This is a genomic window from Pseudomonadota bacterium (assembly GCA_039028935.1).
In the GTDB taxonomy this organism is placed as follows: Bacteria; Pseudomonadota; Gammaproteobacteria; order Steroidobacterales; family SZUA-146; genus SZUA-146.
This window is the reverse complement of sequence record JBCCHD010000063.1, coordinates 1-15,208: the sequence shown is the minus strand read 5'-3', so window position 1 is coordinate 15,208 and position 15,208 is coordinate 1. Positions and strand designations below refer to the sequence as shown.

Genomic DNA, 15,208 nt, shown 5'->3' with positions numbered 1-15,208 from the left:
GTAATTGAGTTTGCTGCTGAGCAACTTTTTGTAACCCTGCTGTTTGCTCAGTTGGCGCTCGAGTCGCTGAGTTATTCTGTTTTATTTGTTCATTAGGCGTTGCCGCTACAAGGCGCGCGATATCATCGACCATTTGCCGACGAACGAGCAGCGCTCCTATAAAAAGGCGCTATTTGGTACCGATACCGATGAGGAACGTGCAGAGTACGTAGCGGCGTTTGATGTGGTGCTCGATATGCTGAGTTTCATGCATGAGGAAGGCATCCTGCTGCTTCCCGGCACCGATCTCGGGGGCTCGTTCGCGTATCATCGCGAGCTGGAACTGTTTGAGAAGATCGGACTGTCACCGGCCGAAGTGCTGCGTCGAGCGTCGTACGATATGGCGGTTTATCTTGATCAAGACGAGGACCTTGGATCGATCAAGAAAGGCAAGTACGCGGATTTTTTCTTAGTGCCCGGTGACCCAACGCAGGATCTGTCACAGTTAAGAAAAATTCAAATGGTGGCCTCCGATGGCGTGCTGTACTTCCCCGATCAAATCTATCCACAGTTTGGCATTAAGCCGTTTGCGGCGGCGCCAACGCTCATAAGGTCCACGGCGAGTCAGGTATCCGACTAACGAGAGGGCTCGCGCACGGTCGCCCGCGGGCCACTACACTGTCAACGCGGGGTTACTCTAAACACACACGTTCGCCACGATGCGCGCGTGCAAACCCCAATGACCGCATCTGTTTGTATTGATCAGAATCGGTAAAGCGCACTGGGTTAGTGTGATTGAGATGGAAAAATCGAACGCGTTGACGTTGTTCCAAAGGCAGGGTAGCGAACCGTTGCATCGACGCCATCAAGCGCGGGTGCGGGATGGCGGACATGTCCCGCCCGGGCAGCTCATTGTTGTCAAAAAACGTGGCATCCAGGAAGGCGACATCCACGTCGGCGAGCATCGATTCAATGTCGATGCCATATTCGGTGCGCCATCGATCCCAGTCGTCGATGTCGGGTAGAAAAAGCACGCGCTTTCCAGGTCCAGTGATTGTAAAGCCAACCGTTTCTGAATATTCGTCACGGTGCGGAACCTGGAAAGGCGTGACAACCAGGTCGTTCGACAGCGTCACCGCATGTTTGTTGGTCATGGGGCGCAGTTCGATGTTGTTAAATCGTACGAGTTGGTCCCAGGGACCGTTGGACGTTAGGTACGCCGCCATGCGTGGCATCGCAAAAACCGGTAGTCGATGAGCACCTGCCGACTCATGGCCGACAAACATTAGGCCGGCATAATGTCCAATGTGGGCGTGTGTGAGAAACACGCCGTCTAATCCGAGGGACCGCTCTCGCCGTGCCGGATGCTTTGCGGACACCGAGACATGTGAGTCAGTGGTGATCGTATGTAATAGATGCAGTTGTTCACGAATATCGGGAGTTGCATCGAACAAATACTGCGCGCCAAGACGGTGATCGATCAGCGCGCCCGAGGTTGCCCACATGCGCTGTCGCGGATCGGTCCAGGCAGGGTCTTCGTGTTGGCCGATCTGGGGTGCACCCGCATCTTGTCCTATGCCAAGAACAATAAATTCCACCGCGCATGCGTCGAGCGATGACCGTTCGTTATGACTATTGTGGATCGCATTAACACAACTGCAGGTCATCACGACCGTGGCAGCGAGTGGTAGACAGCGTTTCAGTGTGCGCATCACGTTGTTGACGTCTCATTTTTGTGCTGCACGTTGTCTATAACGCGCGCAAGAAGATGGAATCGCGCTCGGCCCGGAGCAGGGGAATCCGCATTGCACTCATTGTTGTGCTTTTCGAAACTCGATTTCCGAGTCCGCGATCAAATAGATGGTTGCTGCATAGGCGGCCACATTTTGCGCCAACTCTGCGGGGTCGATCTTGTCCAGTGTATCGTCGGGCGTATGATGTAGGTCGAAATAGTCGCGGCCATTTTGTTTGAGGCGAATGGTGGGCACGCCTTTTAGCGCCAGTGGAATGATATCCGGCCCACCGCCGGGTTCGGTCGCACTGCCACGAACAATATCCAGAGGTCGTAGAATGCGGGCGATTTCGTCAATGAAGGGATTGGCCGCTTCGTTCACGTTGGACACCAATTGCCAAATGGTTTGAGCACCAAAATCTGACTCAGTTGCCAGAATGTGATTGGCGATCTCAGCGTCATGTTGTGCAGCATAGGCTCTAGCACCCAGCAATCCCACTTCTTCTGCGCCGAACATGACCACGCGGATTGTCCGCTTAGGTCGTACTGGGAGTGCCTTGATCAGTGCGGCGGCGGCCACAGTAATGGCGACTCCCGCGCCGTCGTCAACGGCGCCCGTGCCCAAGTCCCAGCTGTCGAGGTGCCCACCGATGAGCACAATTTCGTCGGGTCGCTCGCTGCCCACTAGATCCAATACAACGTTGCCGCTTGTGGTGTCGCCTTTCCATTTTGACGACGAGTGCAAGGCGATTTCGAGCGGTTTTCCCAAGTTGTGCAAGCGTCGCAGGTGGTCGGCATCGGGATTGGAAATGGCGATGACCGGAATGGTGGACCACTTGTTGCCATCTCGGCTCATCATGCCGGTGTGAGGAAAGCGGCGCGAATCGGAACCGACCGACCGCACAACCAATGCACGCGCGCCGCCGCGTTGTGCGTGTTGCCAACCTGAGCGTCGGCGCTGATTGGCTTGGCCATAACCGGCGCCCGTCTGACTCTTAACCATGATGTCGCCGTCAATAAACGCGATAGTGTCTTGGATAGCGCCATCGGTCACGGCCGTGAGTGCTTCATAGTCGCGAAAGTAAGAAACCGGGGCTTGGATCGCTCGCTTGGATGGCGCAGCGCCACCTAGCGCTGTACCGTAAAGGGCTTGTTGATAGGGCGATTGTAGCGAAATCGTCAAATCACCTCGATCCCAAAAAGGCATCGAAAATTCTTCCACGGTGACTCGGTCGAAACCCAATTTTTTACCGAGCTTAACGCCCCATTCGCGCGCACGCGCTTCGGCCTCTGAGCCACCGAGTCTTGGACCTACTTCGGTGGTCAGCGATTCGACGATTTCAAACGCCAGCTCGCTTTTGAGCGCGGAGTCGATCAGTTGTGTTGCGGTAACCGACTGAGCTTCATTAATTATTGGGGACTCGGCGTGAACACTGACGAGAATGATCAGTGCCATGACCAGCGAGGCGAGCCTTAACGTATCGATCGGGCGCATTCACCGACTCCGGGAGAGCAAAAAAGGGAAGAATCTAAGCGATTCAGAGCTAAAGTGTAGGGGATTCAACCCGCAAGTGGAAGCAATCGGGAGCGTGCACGCACGGGTCGCCCATGCCTGCTGGATCGCGGCGGAAACGCTAAGGTGTTGTCTGGCAGAAACTATTTCGGACATTAAGTGATGTGATGATCGCTGGCCCTATTCGCTAAACGGCGTTCGACGAAGAAGCCGATAGTTTCACTGATTCTGATGTTCGTAGGTGTGGGGTCGATGAGCGCGCCTTTGGCTTAGACAGGACACAGACTTGAGCATTGTTTTAGCGTCTACTCGGACTCTGGGCGTGTGCTCAAGGTGTGCGGTTGTCGCTACTTGAGGAGCACCTCATCAATGGGGTGTGGCGAGAATGGTCAAGTTCTTGGACGGGACGGGAGGTCTTGGTCGGCGTCCCGCTCGATAGATGAGTGTGTGCTGTCTGGCTTAAGTAATGGGCGCTTCGGAGAGATTTTTGCACTAAAACAGTTCGTTCTGTCGTGCCCGACTGTCAATTGTGTCAAAATCAGTGCGCCATGCACGCCAAAAGGGTTTGCGGATGGGTAGAATTGGCTACCCTATTCGGTGATGATGTGATCCGAATCACGAAAATTGGTAAGCGCAGCTGGACGCCGTATCGAACAGGTCCAATTTTGCACGTCAATTGTTCCGCGTGCTGAGAAATGGAAGGCTTCTCTTCAGCGCTCAATCTAACTGCACTCGTGTAACAGAGCATTATGGATAGACGTTCTCCCTCCGACGAATACACCGTCATCAACGACTCGATCACCACCCAGCTGCTTAACGACATGCAGCAAGCGGTGAGCGATATTGCGCCGAATTTTGTGAAAACGATGCCTCGCGCCTATTTTGACGGCACGACTCAGGCGATGCGTCTGGCCCATCTCAAAGCAATTATTGCAGCTGAAGCCAGTGGGCTTTCGCAAACGGTGACTCTGCGCGAGCTGGACGGCAATCGCTATACGTTTATCAGTAATCGCAGCTATCCGGGTCAGCTTAGCAAATTTGTTCGACAGCTCCCGCGTAGCCTGCCGCTGATCTCCGCTCAGGTGTATACCGCAACAGATGGACAGCGAGTGCTCGACGTGTTTCATCTGGGTGATCACGTGGGTTATGACGCGAATGACACTCATCAGCGATCCAAGGCGCAGCAGGCATTGTCGTTTATTACCCAGCATATCAAGGATGACAACGCGCAAGGAAAAGGAGAGGCTTTTTTATTGAGTTGCGATGCCAATTATCTATTGTCCACGCCGCTGGAGCAGGTGTTTCGTCATTATCAAGTCGTCGATTCGATTCGAGAAAGCGGCGATACGCTGGTGCAACTCACTTCGCATCACGAAACGAATTTAAGTCGTTTAACTATCGGGTTTGCCGAATACGATCCGCGCCGCGTATTCGAGCGCATCAGTCAGCATCTGGGGCGCTGCCAGGTCGATATTCAACGCGCCTATCTGGACAGTTTTCGTCGAGACGGTGTCGAAGGCATTATGCTGTTGAACTTTCTCGTTCAACGAAACGGCAAAGCACTGAGCGCTGATGACGAACAGTGGCAAACATTGGAGTTTGAGTTACGCCGATTATTGCATTTAGATGAGTCGGTGTTCGGTCTCGCTGAGACTGTAACCGATGGTGATCTACTGGGTGCTGAAGTGCTGACCGGTTTGTCTCACCTCGCGCATCAACAGCTAGTGAAACAGGCGCCCTTACTGTACTCCAGAGAACGCATTCGCGCGTGCTTGCAGCGATTTCGTGACCTATCGATGGCGGTTTACCACGCGTTTCAATTTCGCTTTGCTGTTAACGGCGAGCACAAGTCCGAAACACCCGCATGGAATGCGGTCATTGAAACGGTGCAGCAAAGCGCCTGCCGTGACGAAGAAAAGACCATTTTTATTACATTGGCCCAAGCAGTCGCTTCCGTCTTGAGGACTAATTATCGATTACCAAGGCGGCGTGCATTGGCTTTGCGCGTGGCGCCAAGTTTTCTGGCAAGCGAAGAGCGTGCCGAGTTGCCATTTGGCGTGTTCTACGTGTTTGGTAGTCAGTTTGATGGCTTTCATGTGCGCTTTCGCGATATTGCGCGCGGCGGCGTGCGTATCGTTCGCCCTCGTGGTCGGGAACAATATGCGTTTGAATGCGAGCGACACTACGATGAAGCCTATGGACTGGCGTTTGCTCAACAGCAAAAGAACAAAGACATTCCCGAAGGCGGGTCAAAAGCGGTTGTATTGGCCGCGCCCTCTGCGCACTTTGACTCAGTGGGGAGAGCGTTTACGGATGGACTACTCGACCTGACTATTCCCGACCCTCTTATGGATGTACTACACGCCGACTATCTTAATCGCGAAGAGTGGCTGTATCTGGGGCCGGATGAAAATGTGTCAAACGGGCTGATCACATGGGTGGTTGAGCGCGCAGCGCGGCGTGGCTACCCCACACCGGAGGCGTTCATCAGCTCGAAGCCAGGTGCGGGAATTAATCATAAGGCTTACGGCGTTACCAGCGAGGGCGTGACTGTGTTTCTCGACAACGCCCTGCGTTTTGTTGGTATTGACCCGATGAAGCAGTGTTTTTCGGTCAAGATAACCGGCGGGCCTGATGGCGATGTTGCGGGCAACGAGATTCTCATTCTCCATCGCGAGTATGGCGACAACGTGCGTATTGTTGGTGTTGCCGATGGCAGTGGCTGTGCGGAAGACCCCGATGGACTGGATGCGCAGGAACTGATTCGCCTCGTTAAAAGCGAATTGCCCATCGCTGAATTCCAACTTGATCTTATCGGCCCGCGTGGACGTGTGTTGAGCATTGAGGACCCTCAGGGAAGCCAGCAGCGTGATACGCTGCACAATCGTGTTGCCAGTGACGCCTTTATTCCGGCAGGCGGGCGACCGGCAACGATCAACGAGCACAACTGGGAAGCGTTTCTGACTGCTGACGGGACGCCATCAAGTCGTGTCATTGTCGAAGGCGCAAATTTATTCATCACGCCGACGGCGCGCGCCAGACTCTCAGAAAAAGGCGCGATCATCGTGAAAGACAGCTCCGCCAATAAAGCCGGTGTGATTTGCAGTAGCTTTGAAATCATCGCCAGCATGCTGCTTGATGAGGCGGCGTTTCTGAATATTAAAGATGAATATGTGGCGCAGGTATTAGACAAGCTACGTGCGTTTGCTCGTCTTGAAGCAGACGCACTGTTTCGCGAGCATCGTCACAAACCGGCTATCCACCTGCCCGAGCTGAGCGTACGATTAAGTCAGGCGATCAATCGCGCCACGGACGCTATCACCGAGCGCGTTAACCAGCTGTGGAATGGCCATCCAGAACGTACGCGCGAAATGGTGATTCGTCATCTCCCGGCTGTGCTCGCTGAGCATTGTGGAGAGCAGGTGTTTGCGACCATTCCAAAGGCGTATCTGAATCGAATCATTGCATCGTCGCTAGCCAGCAAGATCGTCTATCGGGAAGGGTTGGACTGGCTTGAGTCAATGCCGCCTGAAACGGTGGCGCGTCTGGCGGAACGCTACTTCATCGAAGAAGCGGCCGTTGAGGCATTGGCCAATGAGGTGCGCGGCTCGAACCTAAAGAATCGCGACACGATTGCCGATTTGCTCGAAGCCGGCGGCGTGGCAGCGGCACTTCGCAAAAAGACTCTTTGATGTGAACTAACATGTGCTGAGTCAGTTATCGCCGCTAATCGCGTTGTCGATCCTTCAACCGACGCTGCCCATCTTTTATTCTAATTTCGAACTCATTGGGTTTAGTGAAAAACCTCATTGACAGTTTCCCAGTCCTGCGCCGGGTGGTGAAAGGAAAGAACCAGTCAATAAAGTGAAATCGATGAAGTTGACGATGTCGTCTCCGTTCATGTCGTACAGGTCATCGGCGCTCAGGAATTTGTTTGAGAAGGCCGCGATATCGGCGAAGTTTATTGAGCAATCGTTGTTAAAGTCACCATCGCAGGCGTTGCCGTAGCCGTCGGCATCGCTGTCAATTTGCGACGAATTGGCAACGTTGGTGCAATTGTCATTGAAGTCGGGTGCGCCATCGGCATCGGTATCAAGCATGTCGTCGATCTGTGTGATCCGCACGAGCGCGGTTTTTTCTGCCCGAGTAAAATCAGTATCCACAAAGCCGGTCATGTCGACAGCAATGGTGTTGGCGGAGAGGATAATATCGCCTGACTCCATTAGCGTCATGGCGCACGCGCAGTAGTCGTTGCCCGAGCCGCCAAAATAGGATCCGGATAGCTGCTGGCCGCTAACCGTATTGAACGTGCCGATATAAAAATCCGCCGCATTGATATGACGATAAGCCGCAGGTCCATCCAGATTGGCGATAGCTAGAACGTCCTCTGCTGTACCAAATCGTCCTTCCCCGAATCGCGAACCTGTCAAGGTGGTCGGCGTTTGATAGGTTTTTTCGATCGCCCAATTCTCGTCGACAAGCAGTTTATAGACGTGAATCGCGTCGTCGGTAGCGGCCAATATAAGATCGTCAAATCCGACTGACGCCATGACCAGTGATTGAATATTGGTGAGCGTGTTATCGATGGTGATCGACGTTGCATTACTGAGCAAATCGCCATCGGGAATTCGCAATAATAGGCTCGGGCCGATTGAATTGGTGATGAGAAGAGCGTTGAGGAAACGTTGGTATCGAATTTCTGAGATAACAACGTTGTCAATCTGAATCTCATCGACAACATCGCCGGCTGGTGTGTACGTGATGATTCTATTGGGATGCTCGGCTACATAGAACGTATTGGCGTTAGAGTGTTCGATGTCGATAATCGGGTCGTCGTTGTTGCCAAAGGTGCCAACCTCGGTGATCGTGGGGCTGGCAACCCATGAATAAATTCTATTGGGCTGATTTTCGTTCGCGACAAAGATGGTGTCACCACCCAGAGCCGCCCGCACTGATTTATCGTCACTCGCGCCAAATGTTGTGTCACCAAACGAATTGCTCTCGAAGGCCACGTTTACGTCGTTGTAGTTGACAATGACACCCTGGTGAAATCCCCTGTCGTCTAGCGCAATGTCTCGGGTGTCGGCAACGATGCCGTCTGCGGGCTCTATCGAGCCAAGCCTCGAGCTGCCAAGGCTGTAGTTCGACTTGTAGTTTTGTCCGCTTTGCGCCAGCGTGGCGAACAAAGAACTTGATGAGAAAATCGCGGGTTTAAAACCGAAGACTCGCGCACCCGATGATTCTGCGGCTAGCACAAACTCCTTACTCAGTGGCCTTGGCGGAACAGTCGGTCCATTGAGCGTTGGCAGCGTCCGATCAATTGTTTCTAGACTTCCCCAAACTTCTTCTGCCGAATTAGCTGAAATGTTGCGTATCACCTGATCGGTTGTGTCGCCACCGAAATAAGTGGCGTACTCAATGTTGTCAACGTTTTGGTTCAGCCTCATGAGAAAGGCGGCATAAAAATAGTCTTCCTCTTCTGGCGTACTGAGTTCCGTCTCGGTTGGCAGCGTTTTTATCGCATTTGCCGTGGCGGTAAACCCTGGCGCATCGGCTGCGCCGGCAATGAGCAGTTCACCGTTGTCGGTAAATGCCATGTCCGTTATGTAGGGAAATCCACCAAGGCGGTCAACGACTAGTATGGCGCGTTCGACGATACCGGACACATTGTCGATCTCGAGTAAATACAAATGCCGGTTTTCAGCAAGTGGGTCGGTTAGATCAGTGACCGAGTTAGGGTAGGTGAACGTACCTGAGTCGGTTCGACCTGCTACGTAGACTTTATTCTGCGGTCCGACGACAACATCATAACCTGCGGAGCGACCAGAGTTGCCACCGATGCAATATAGATTTTGCAATGCGCCTGTCGACTTGAATCGAGCGTACATCAAATCGTTTTGCACTGAACTGAAGTCGTGTGTCCCACACGCGCGGTTATTGAAAATTTCGGTGACCGGTAGATTGGTGCTGTTGGAGGTGCCAACCACATGGATCGTCCCATCTAAGGCGATATCCACTCTGTAGAGCGCTTCGCTCAGCGACTGGCCGCTGCCGCCCACGTACGTTGAGAAGTTCACGGCGGTGAGATCGGCGCTGAAACTCGTAACAAATCCATCTCGCGAACCACTAAAGTTCGAGTCGAATGCGCTCAGCGTTGGGAAGTCGTTGGAGCGCGTTTCGCCCACGACGACAATCGAACCGTCCGGGGCAACGGCAATGCCATAGCACTCATCGAAATTCGAACCGCCTAAGTATGTTGCGGCGACGAGCGCCATGGATTGCTCATTGTAAATGGCCACAAACGCATCAACCGTGTTACCGCCTGAGGAAAATTCGGTAATGTTTTCGAAGGCGACGCCGGATGTGGCGATGTCTGACGAAGTTGTCGCGCCACAGACGGCAATATTGCCATTGCCCAATGAAACGCTGCCCAGCACACGACGATAGGATGAGCCCTGAATGAACCGGCCACCATCAAATTGAATCGCATCAGCGAAACTCGCGATCGTGAATCCGCCCGAGGTGCTTGCCAAAATAGCGGCGAGCAGAACATTCGATATTGCTTTTTTGATCATGATCAGTCCTTTAGTGTTCGATCAAAGTCGCCTTAGCCAACGGGCGGCCACTCATAGGCCTGCCTGTTGGTGTCCACCCAGCGATAGAAACCGGTTTCGCGTCGGTCTGGACGTAGGGTGAAAGGTTACTGGTGCGCAAGGGGTTACGTTAGCGTATCGCCGTCATTCGCCATGTCGAGCGGGTGCGCCAAACACTCGCGTACTGTTTACGTTTTTGGTTGTACGCGAAGTGCCTACCGACACTATACTGAGATTATCTTACTGGCTGCGTTTTGCGCCGGTAAAGCGAATCAAAAAGTCGATTAATCAATAGCCTACGCAAATATTTGGGGAGTTTGTCCCAGCGGGCTTACCGTTGACTGCGCACAAACTGGCTGCCGCACAGTGAATACCACCCCTGTTTATCGAGTCGGAGGCTGCGCTGCCATCCTCTCTAGCACCGGATGATCAATTACGCTCGCCGATGGTCAGAGCGCATTGTGGCTGTAGAACGGAGTCTAGCTGTTTCTAACCGTTACCCGGCGAGTAACGCGATGAACGGTTATTCAGGTGAACTAACGGGCGGAATAATCAGTATTTGATCGCCTGTGAAGGTGTCGGGCAGCAGAAAATCCGGGTCAATCGCCACATAGCGCGGTCGTTCATCTACCTCTATTTCCACAACGGAAGTCCCACTTTTGGGTCGCATCAGTGTGCGTGAAAGAACTGACTCGTCGGTGAAGCGCCGATCAGTGGCCACCGCGAAATACACCGGCGTATTGAACTCCACTTCGGTCTCAGTGCCGAGGCCTTCTGCATAATATTTATGTACATCAATCGTGGCACGCACACGCCAGCGACCCTCTTCGATCGGAGTTGCGTCGGCCTGGATGACACCCGTGTCCCAGCGTGTGACGCGCTCGAACATATCCGTCAGCTGAGGATGATAGTCGATTGGAATCGACGTTTTGAGCTCAGCCAGAAGATGATCGGCTCGTGGATACGGACCGCCACGGTATCGCCAGGTATCGAGAAAACGTGCCATGGCTGCCTCAATGTTTTCGGCGCCGACGAGTTCCGCCAAATACGTCAAGAGAATCATGCCTTTGATCCGGATCATGGTGGAATCTTTGTGCTCGAGCATGAACGGCAACTCTTCATCGATCAGCGCGCTGCGTTTGCGAAACAGCTCGCCCATTTCCTGGCGACGCAGCTCGCGGCTTTGCTGGAGATCTTGCGACTGGAGCAGGTACAGTCCGGCGGACCAATAAGGGAGGCCAGCGTGTATGACCTTAGCGCCCGGTAGATTGGCGGGAATGATCTGATCACCAAACCAGGTCATGCCCATTTGATGCGCGGCCATTTTGCGGATGACGCTGCCGTCGCTGCGCTCAATATCCGATTTCCACCCTAAAATTTCGGTTGCAAACCCGAGCCCCGCGCGATTTCCCATGCCGTCAAAATGCAGAGACTGCTGGGCGAGTCGTAAGGTGTCAAATGGCGGTGCCCCATAGCGCTCGCGAAAATGCGCCATCGCATCCGTAAACGCCTGAGCAAGTTGCGGCAGTGTATAGGTGTGCTCTGGTGCGTAGTAAATTTCAAACGGCACACTGCCTTCGTCGAACTTGGCGACCTCGTAGCGACCAGACATCACGGCGCTCCACCCCCGTGAAGGCCGATCGATTTGAAATCGCACGCGCTTGCGTCCGTTCGCGGTGATTTCCGAATCAATGATGTTGCCTGCATGCAGCGGTATTTGGTCGGCTGACGTGGTAATGGTGGTATCCACCCGCTCGACCCAGCCAAGATGAAGTGTGTCATGCGGCTGGCGTTCCGCGGCCTCTCCCTCGGGCGCGATCCACTCGAGTGGTAATCCGTATTTACGCCGTTTCCAGCGGGGCTTGTGCTCAACGCGATCGGTATAACCAACGGCCGGCATCAGTTGTAAATTCAGTAGCGATGTGCCATTACCGATCACTTCGACAGGGCTGACTTCCGGTGCGTCGTCGCTGCGCGAATGGAACTGCACACCCGGCGCGGGCGCAGAGCCTGCTTCAAATGTCATGGTGATACGCTCACCGGGTTGCATGGGCTTACCGAGTCGCCAATGACGAACATCCAGCGTCTCGTCGTGATGAATTTGTGTTGCGTACGGTCCGAATGACACTGACCGTAAGTCAAGCTGGGCTTGCGCGAGAACCAAAACGTCTTCGATTGGCACATCATGTGGGTTTTCGAGCGTATAGCGACCGCGGATGTCCAGTTGTCGCTGTTCAGGAAAAAGATCGATATGACTATCGATAGCGACAACCCGAGGTTGCGGGCGAGTGCGCCAATCGTCGCCGTAGTGTTTTTCTACCTGCGCAAGCAATGCGTCTTCATCAAGCGGTGGCCAAGTAGCCTGTGCCGTACTCTTGTGCCAGAGCAGAATGCCCACCGAGACAAAGCACACGACCAGCGCACCACTCATTGCAGCCGCACTTGGGCGCTGCAGCCGTCGCTGCGCAAGGCGGCGACGTGGTAATGGGTCGGTGCCGCGCGTGAAGCACAACCACCCAACTGTCCAGACAACCGCGGCGCCCAAACTCCAATAGAGCAACATCCACAGATGCGGCTTGACGAAATGGCCGTAGCCATCCATCAGCGAATACCAAAAGAAACTGACTTCGCCGTAACGGTATAGGGGATGACGCAAACCGAGCGCGTCGAGCATGACTGGCGACACATAAACGAGTAGAAAGACGCCAATGGCGACGAAACGGCGTCGAATGACCACCTGCAGCGTGAGGGCCAACACGGCCATCCAAATGTAATAAGGTGCTTTATACAGAAACGAGTCGGTGAAATGGAGCCACAGTTCGTAGTGATGAAACCCGCTTGCGGCTTGATACGCAATGTTGACGACGATCGACAATAACCAAAAGGCAAGGATGATAATGAATAACGCCAGCGTTTTGGAAAGTAATCGGATCGTGTCGCGGGTGGGCAGTGTGTCGATCAATTCGTCTACACGGTGACTGCGTTCACGCCAGATTAGATCGGCTGCGGACCACACCAGAACCAGAATAAGAATTTTGTCGAAATAGAAATCAGTGCTGTGTACCAAGAGGTCAGTCGTCGGCAGTGAAAACTGATGAGTGATGGAACTTGACGCGGCAAGCCATAAGGAGACGGCCGCTAGGAACAGCAGGAGTTTCAATCCAGGCACGCGCAACAGTGACAGTAGTTCCCACCGGGTAGCAAGAACGAGCGGGCTGGCCACGCCGCTACCTGGCAGCCTCAACCAACCTTGTCGTTGGCGCTTTGCCTTAGGGGTGGCGGGCTGCATAGGCAAACCACGTATCGACAACACCAGGACAAGCGATGCGATGGTCATCCAGATCAGGCGGTTCCAAAGCAACAGGCCCGCGAACGGCACAAATTGCGCATTATTCTGCGCCACCGTCCAGCCGAATTTGTATTGTGCAGAAGCGGTGAAGCCAAAAGGTTCGATCAATGAGTAAATCGGAAACACGTCATGGCGTAGAACATCCTGACCGAGCAGCATGCGCGAGAGCAACCACAGTATGAGCAGTGTAACGCCCGCAATAAATGCAGCGGACTGACTGCGAAAACGTGAGCCCGCGGCGAACACAATTGCGCCGACAATAAAAAAGTTGGGCGCCAGAAAATACGCGATCGCCTTACCGTAATGTGACAGATCGGTAGGGCCGAGCTTCTCAGGTGGGATACCCGGCAAGGCGGAGCCAAGAAGCATTCCCGGCACAAACGCGATACAGGCCGCGACGCAAATTAACCACCCCACACTGAAGCGGCCAAAACCGAGTGCGGTACGGCTGGCACCGCTGGATAAAACGGTTTCCTCGGTGCGAAACGTGCGATCGCGGGCAGCGGCCTCGCCAATAATGCCGGCAGCCGCCAAGATACCCAACAAACTCAAAATGACCGAACGCGTCATCACAGCGTCGGCACCGTTTACCCATTGGAAGCCGCCGACTGCAATACCATTTTGATAGGCATCGCCAAACGCAATGGCAAAGTAGATGGCGATGCAGATCCACACAAAGGGCCGCCGGCGCTGGTAGCGCCATTCCATGAGTAACTGCGCTGTGAGTGGGCTCATACGTTAGTCGCCCAAAACGCTGTGAGCATATAAGTCCTCTAGATCGGGCTGGGCCGCCGAAAATTCATCGCCAGGATGAGAGCCAGACCAGATCCGCAAAACATGATTGCGCGCACGTGGACGCCAAGACAACACACTCGCCTTTGCCTGCCAGTCGGCGAGCGCCTCGTGTGCAATCGTGCGCTCCCAAACCTTGCCGTTCAGCGTACTAACCAAGGTATCCGGTTCACCGGCTGCGACGACTTTGCCTTCGTGCAAGATGGCCATGCTGTCGGCGAGGTCCGCGATGTCTTCGACGATATGCGATGACAATACCAACACGCAGTTTTTCGCCGCACGCAGTAAAAGATGCTGGAAGCGGCGTCGCTCAAAAGGATCAAGGCCGGCAGTGGGTTCGTCGACAATGACCAACTGCGGATTACCAAGAAACGCGGTGGCGATACCAAAGCGGCGTCGCATGCCGCCCGAAAACGTGTCGAGCCGCTGGTGGGCCACGTCGGCCAAATTGACTCGTTCAAGTTCGTCCATGAGATTGATGTGCGAAAGTCCCTTGAGCCCTGCGAAATACTGCAGTGTTTCGAGTGCGCTCATATTGGGATACACCCCCATCTCTTGAGGCAAATAGCCAATATTGCGTCGCGCCTCGTCGGCCTGTGTCAGCAAATTTACGTCGTTGAGAAACGCCTCTCCTGAGTCTGCGGGTTGCAACGTGGCCAGCGTACGCATGAGCGTCGACTTACCGGCACCATTTTTACCAAGAAGACCAAATATACCGGTCGGTATCGTGAGCGACACATCGATTAGCGCTCGTACGCCATTGGCGTACGTTTTGCTTAAGTGTTGTGTGGTGACTTGAGGGTCGTTAGATTCAGTCATAGTGGCCCAGGTGGGTACGGAGAAAAACGGGGTCGGTTTGGAATGTGCTCGATATTCTAGTTGTAAATAAGAACAATTCGCAATAATGCACATTCTCGGTTAGGCGGACAACAGACGCATTGCACTGGCCTTCGTTGCGAACCCAAATGTTATAATATAACATTATTTTTTCGGGCGAAAAATCGATCTATCATGAATCTAAACTTAGAGCGAAAGCTCCCGGTCACTGTCCTGTCCGGGTTTTTGGGTGCGGGCAAAACCACCGTGCTCAGTCACATTCTCAACAATCGACAAGGCAAAAAAGTCGCGGTCATTGTGAACGACATGAGCGACATTGCAATTATTGGTACAGATGAAAGCGGCTGCTGTACCAACGACGACCAAGACGACAATAACACGAAGGATGATAAAGACGACGGAACGATAACACT

The 15,208-nt window shown here is 53.7% G+C and carries 8 protein-coding genes; 3 read left to right on the top strand and 5 right to left on the bottom strand.

The window, feature by feature from the left end:
- Window positions 1–133: 133 nt before the first annotated feature.
- Window positions 134–619: an amidohydrolase family protein gene (locus AAF465_16785; protein MEM7084384.1), complete on the top strand. Its 486-nt coding sequence runs from the start codon at window positions 134–136 to the stop codon at window positions 617–619.
- Between the two features lie 52 nt (window positions 620–671).
- Here the strand turns inward: AAF465_16785 and AAF465_16780 are convergent, their stop codons facing one another.
- Entirely contained in the window at window positions 672–1,577 is a 906-nt protein-coding gene (locus tag AAF465_16780) for an MBL fold metallo-hydrolase (GenBank protein ID MEM7084383.1), read from the bottom strand.
- Between the two features lie 213 nt (window positions 1,578–1,790).
- Complete coding sequence (locus tag AAF465_16775; GenBank protein MEM7084382.1) at window positions 1,791–3,206, bottom strand: M20/M25/M40 family metallo-hydrolase; 1,416 nt, start codon at window positions 3,204–3,206, stop codon at window positions 1,791–1,793.
- A gap of 767 nt (window positions 3,207–3,973) precedes the next feature.
- On the opposite strand from AAF465_16775, the gene AAF465_16770 reads away from it, so the two are divergent.
- Window positions 3,974–6,916 carry an NAD-glutamate dehydrogenase domain-containing protein gene (locus AAF465_16770; GenBank protein ID MEM7084381.1) on the top strand — a complete coding sequence of 981 codons (2,943 nt, stop codon included), beginning with the start codon at window positions 3,974–3,976 and terminating at the stop codon, window positions 6,914–6,916.
- Window positions 6,917–7,030: 114 nt separating this feature from the next.
- Here AAF465_16770 and AAF465_16765 read toward each other — a convergent pair whose 3' ends face one another.
- From AAF465_16765 to AAF465_16755, 3 genes are all read right to left on the bottom strand, one after another.
- Window positions 7,031–9,799, bottom strand: a complete 2,769-nt coding sequence (locus AAF465_16765; GenBank protein MEM7084380.1) for a thrombospondin type 3 repeat-containing protein — start codon at window positions 9,797–9,799, stop codon at window positions 7,031–7,033.
- 541 nt (window positions 9,800–10,340) lie between these two features.
- The gene (locus tag AAF465_16760; protein MEM7084379.1) at window positions 10,341–13,901 is read right to left on the bottom strand and encodes a hypothetical protein; all 3,561 of its coding nucleotides are present in this window, start codon (window positions 13,899–13,901) and stop codon (window positions 10,341–10,343) included.
- Window positions 13,902–13,904: 3 nt separating this feature from the next.
- The gene (locus AAF465_16755) at window positions 13,905–14,777 is read right to left on the bottom strand and encodes an ATP-binding cassette domain-containing protein (protein MEM7084378.1); all 873 of its coding nucleotides are present in this window, start codon (window positions 14,775–14,777) and stop codon (window positions 13,905–13,907) included.
- A gap of 192 nt (window positions 14,778–14,969) precedes the next feature.
- On the opposite strand from AAF465_16755, the gene AAF465_16750 reads away from it, so the two are divergent.
- On the top strand, window positions 14,970–15,208 hold a 239-nt coding region (locus tag AAF465_16750; protein ID MEM7084377.1), incomplete at its 3' end, for a GTP-binding protein.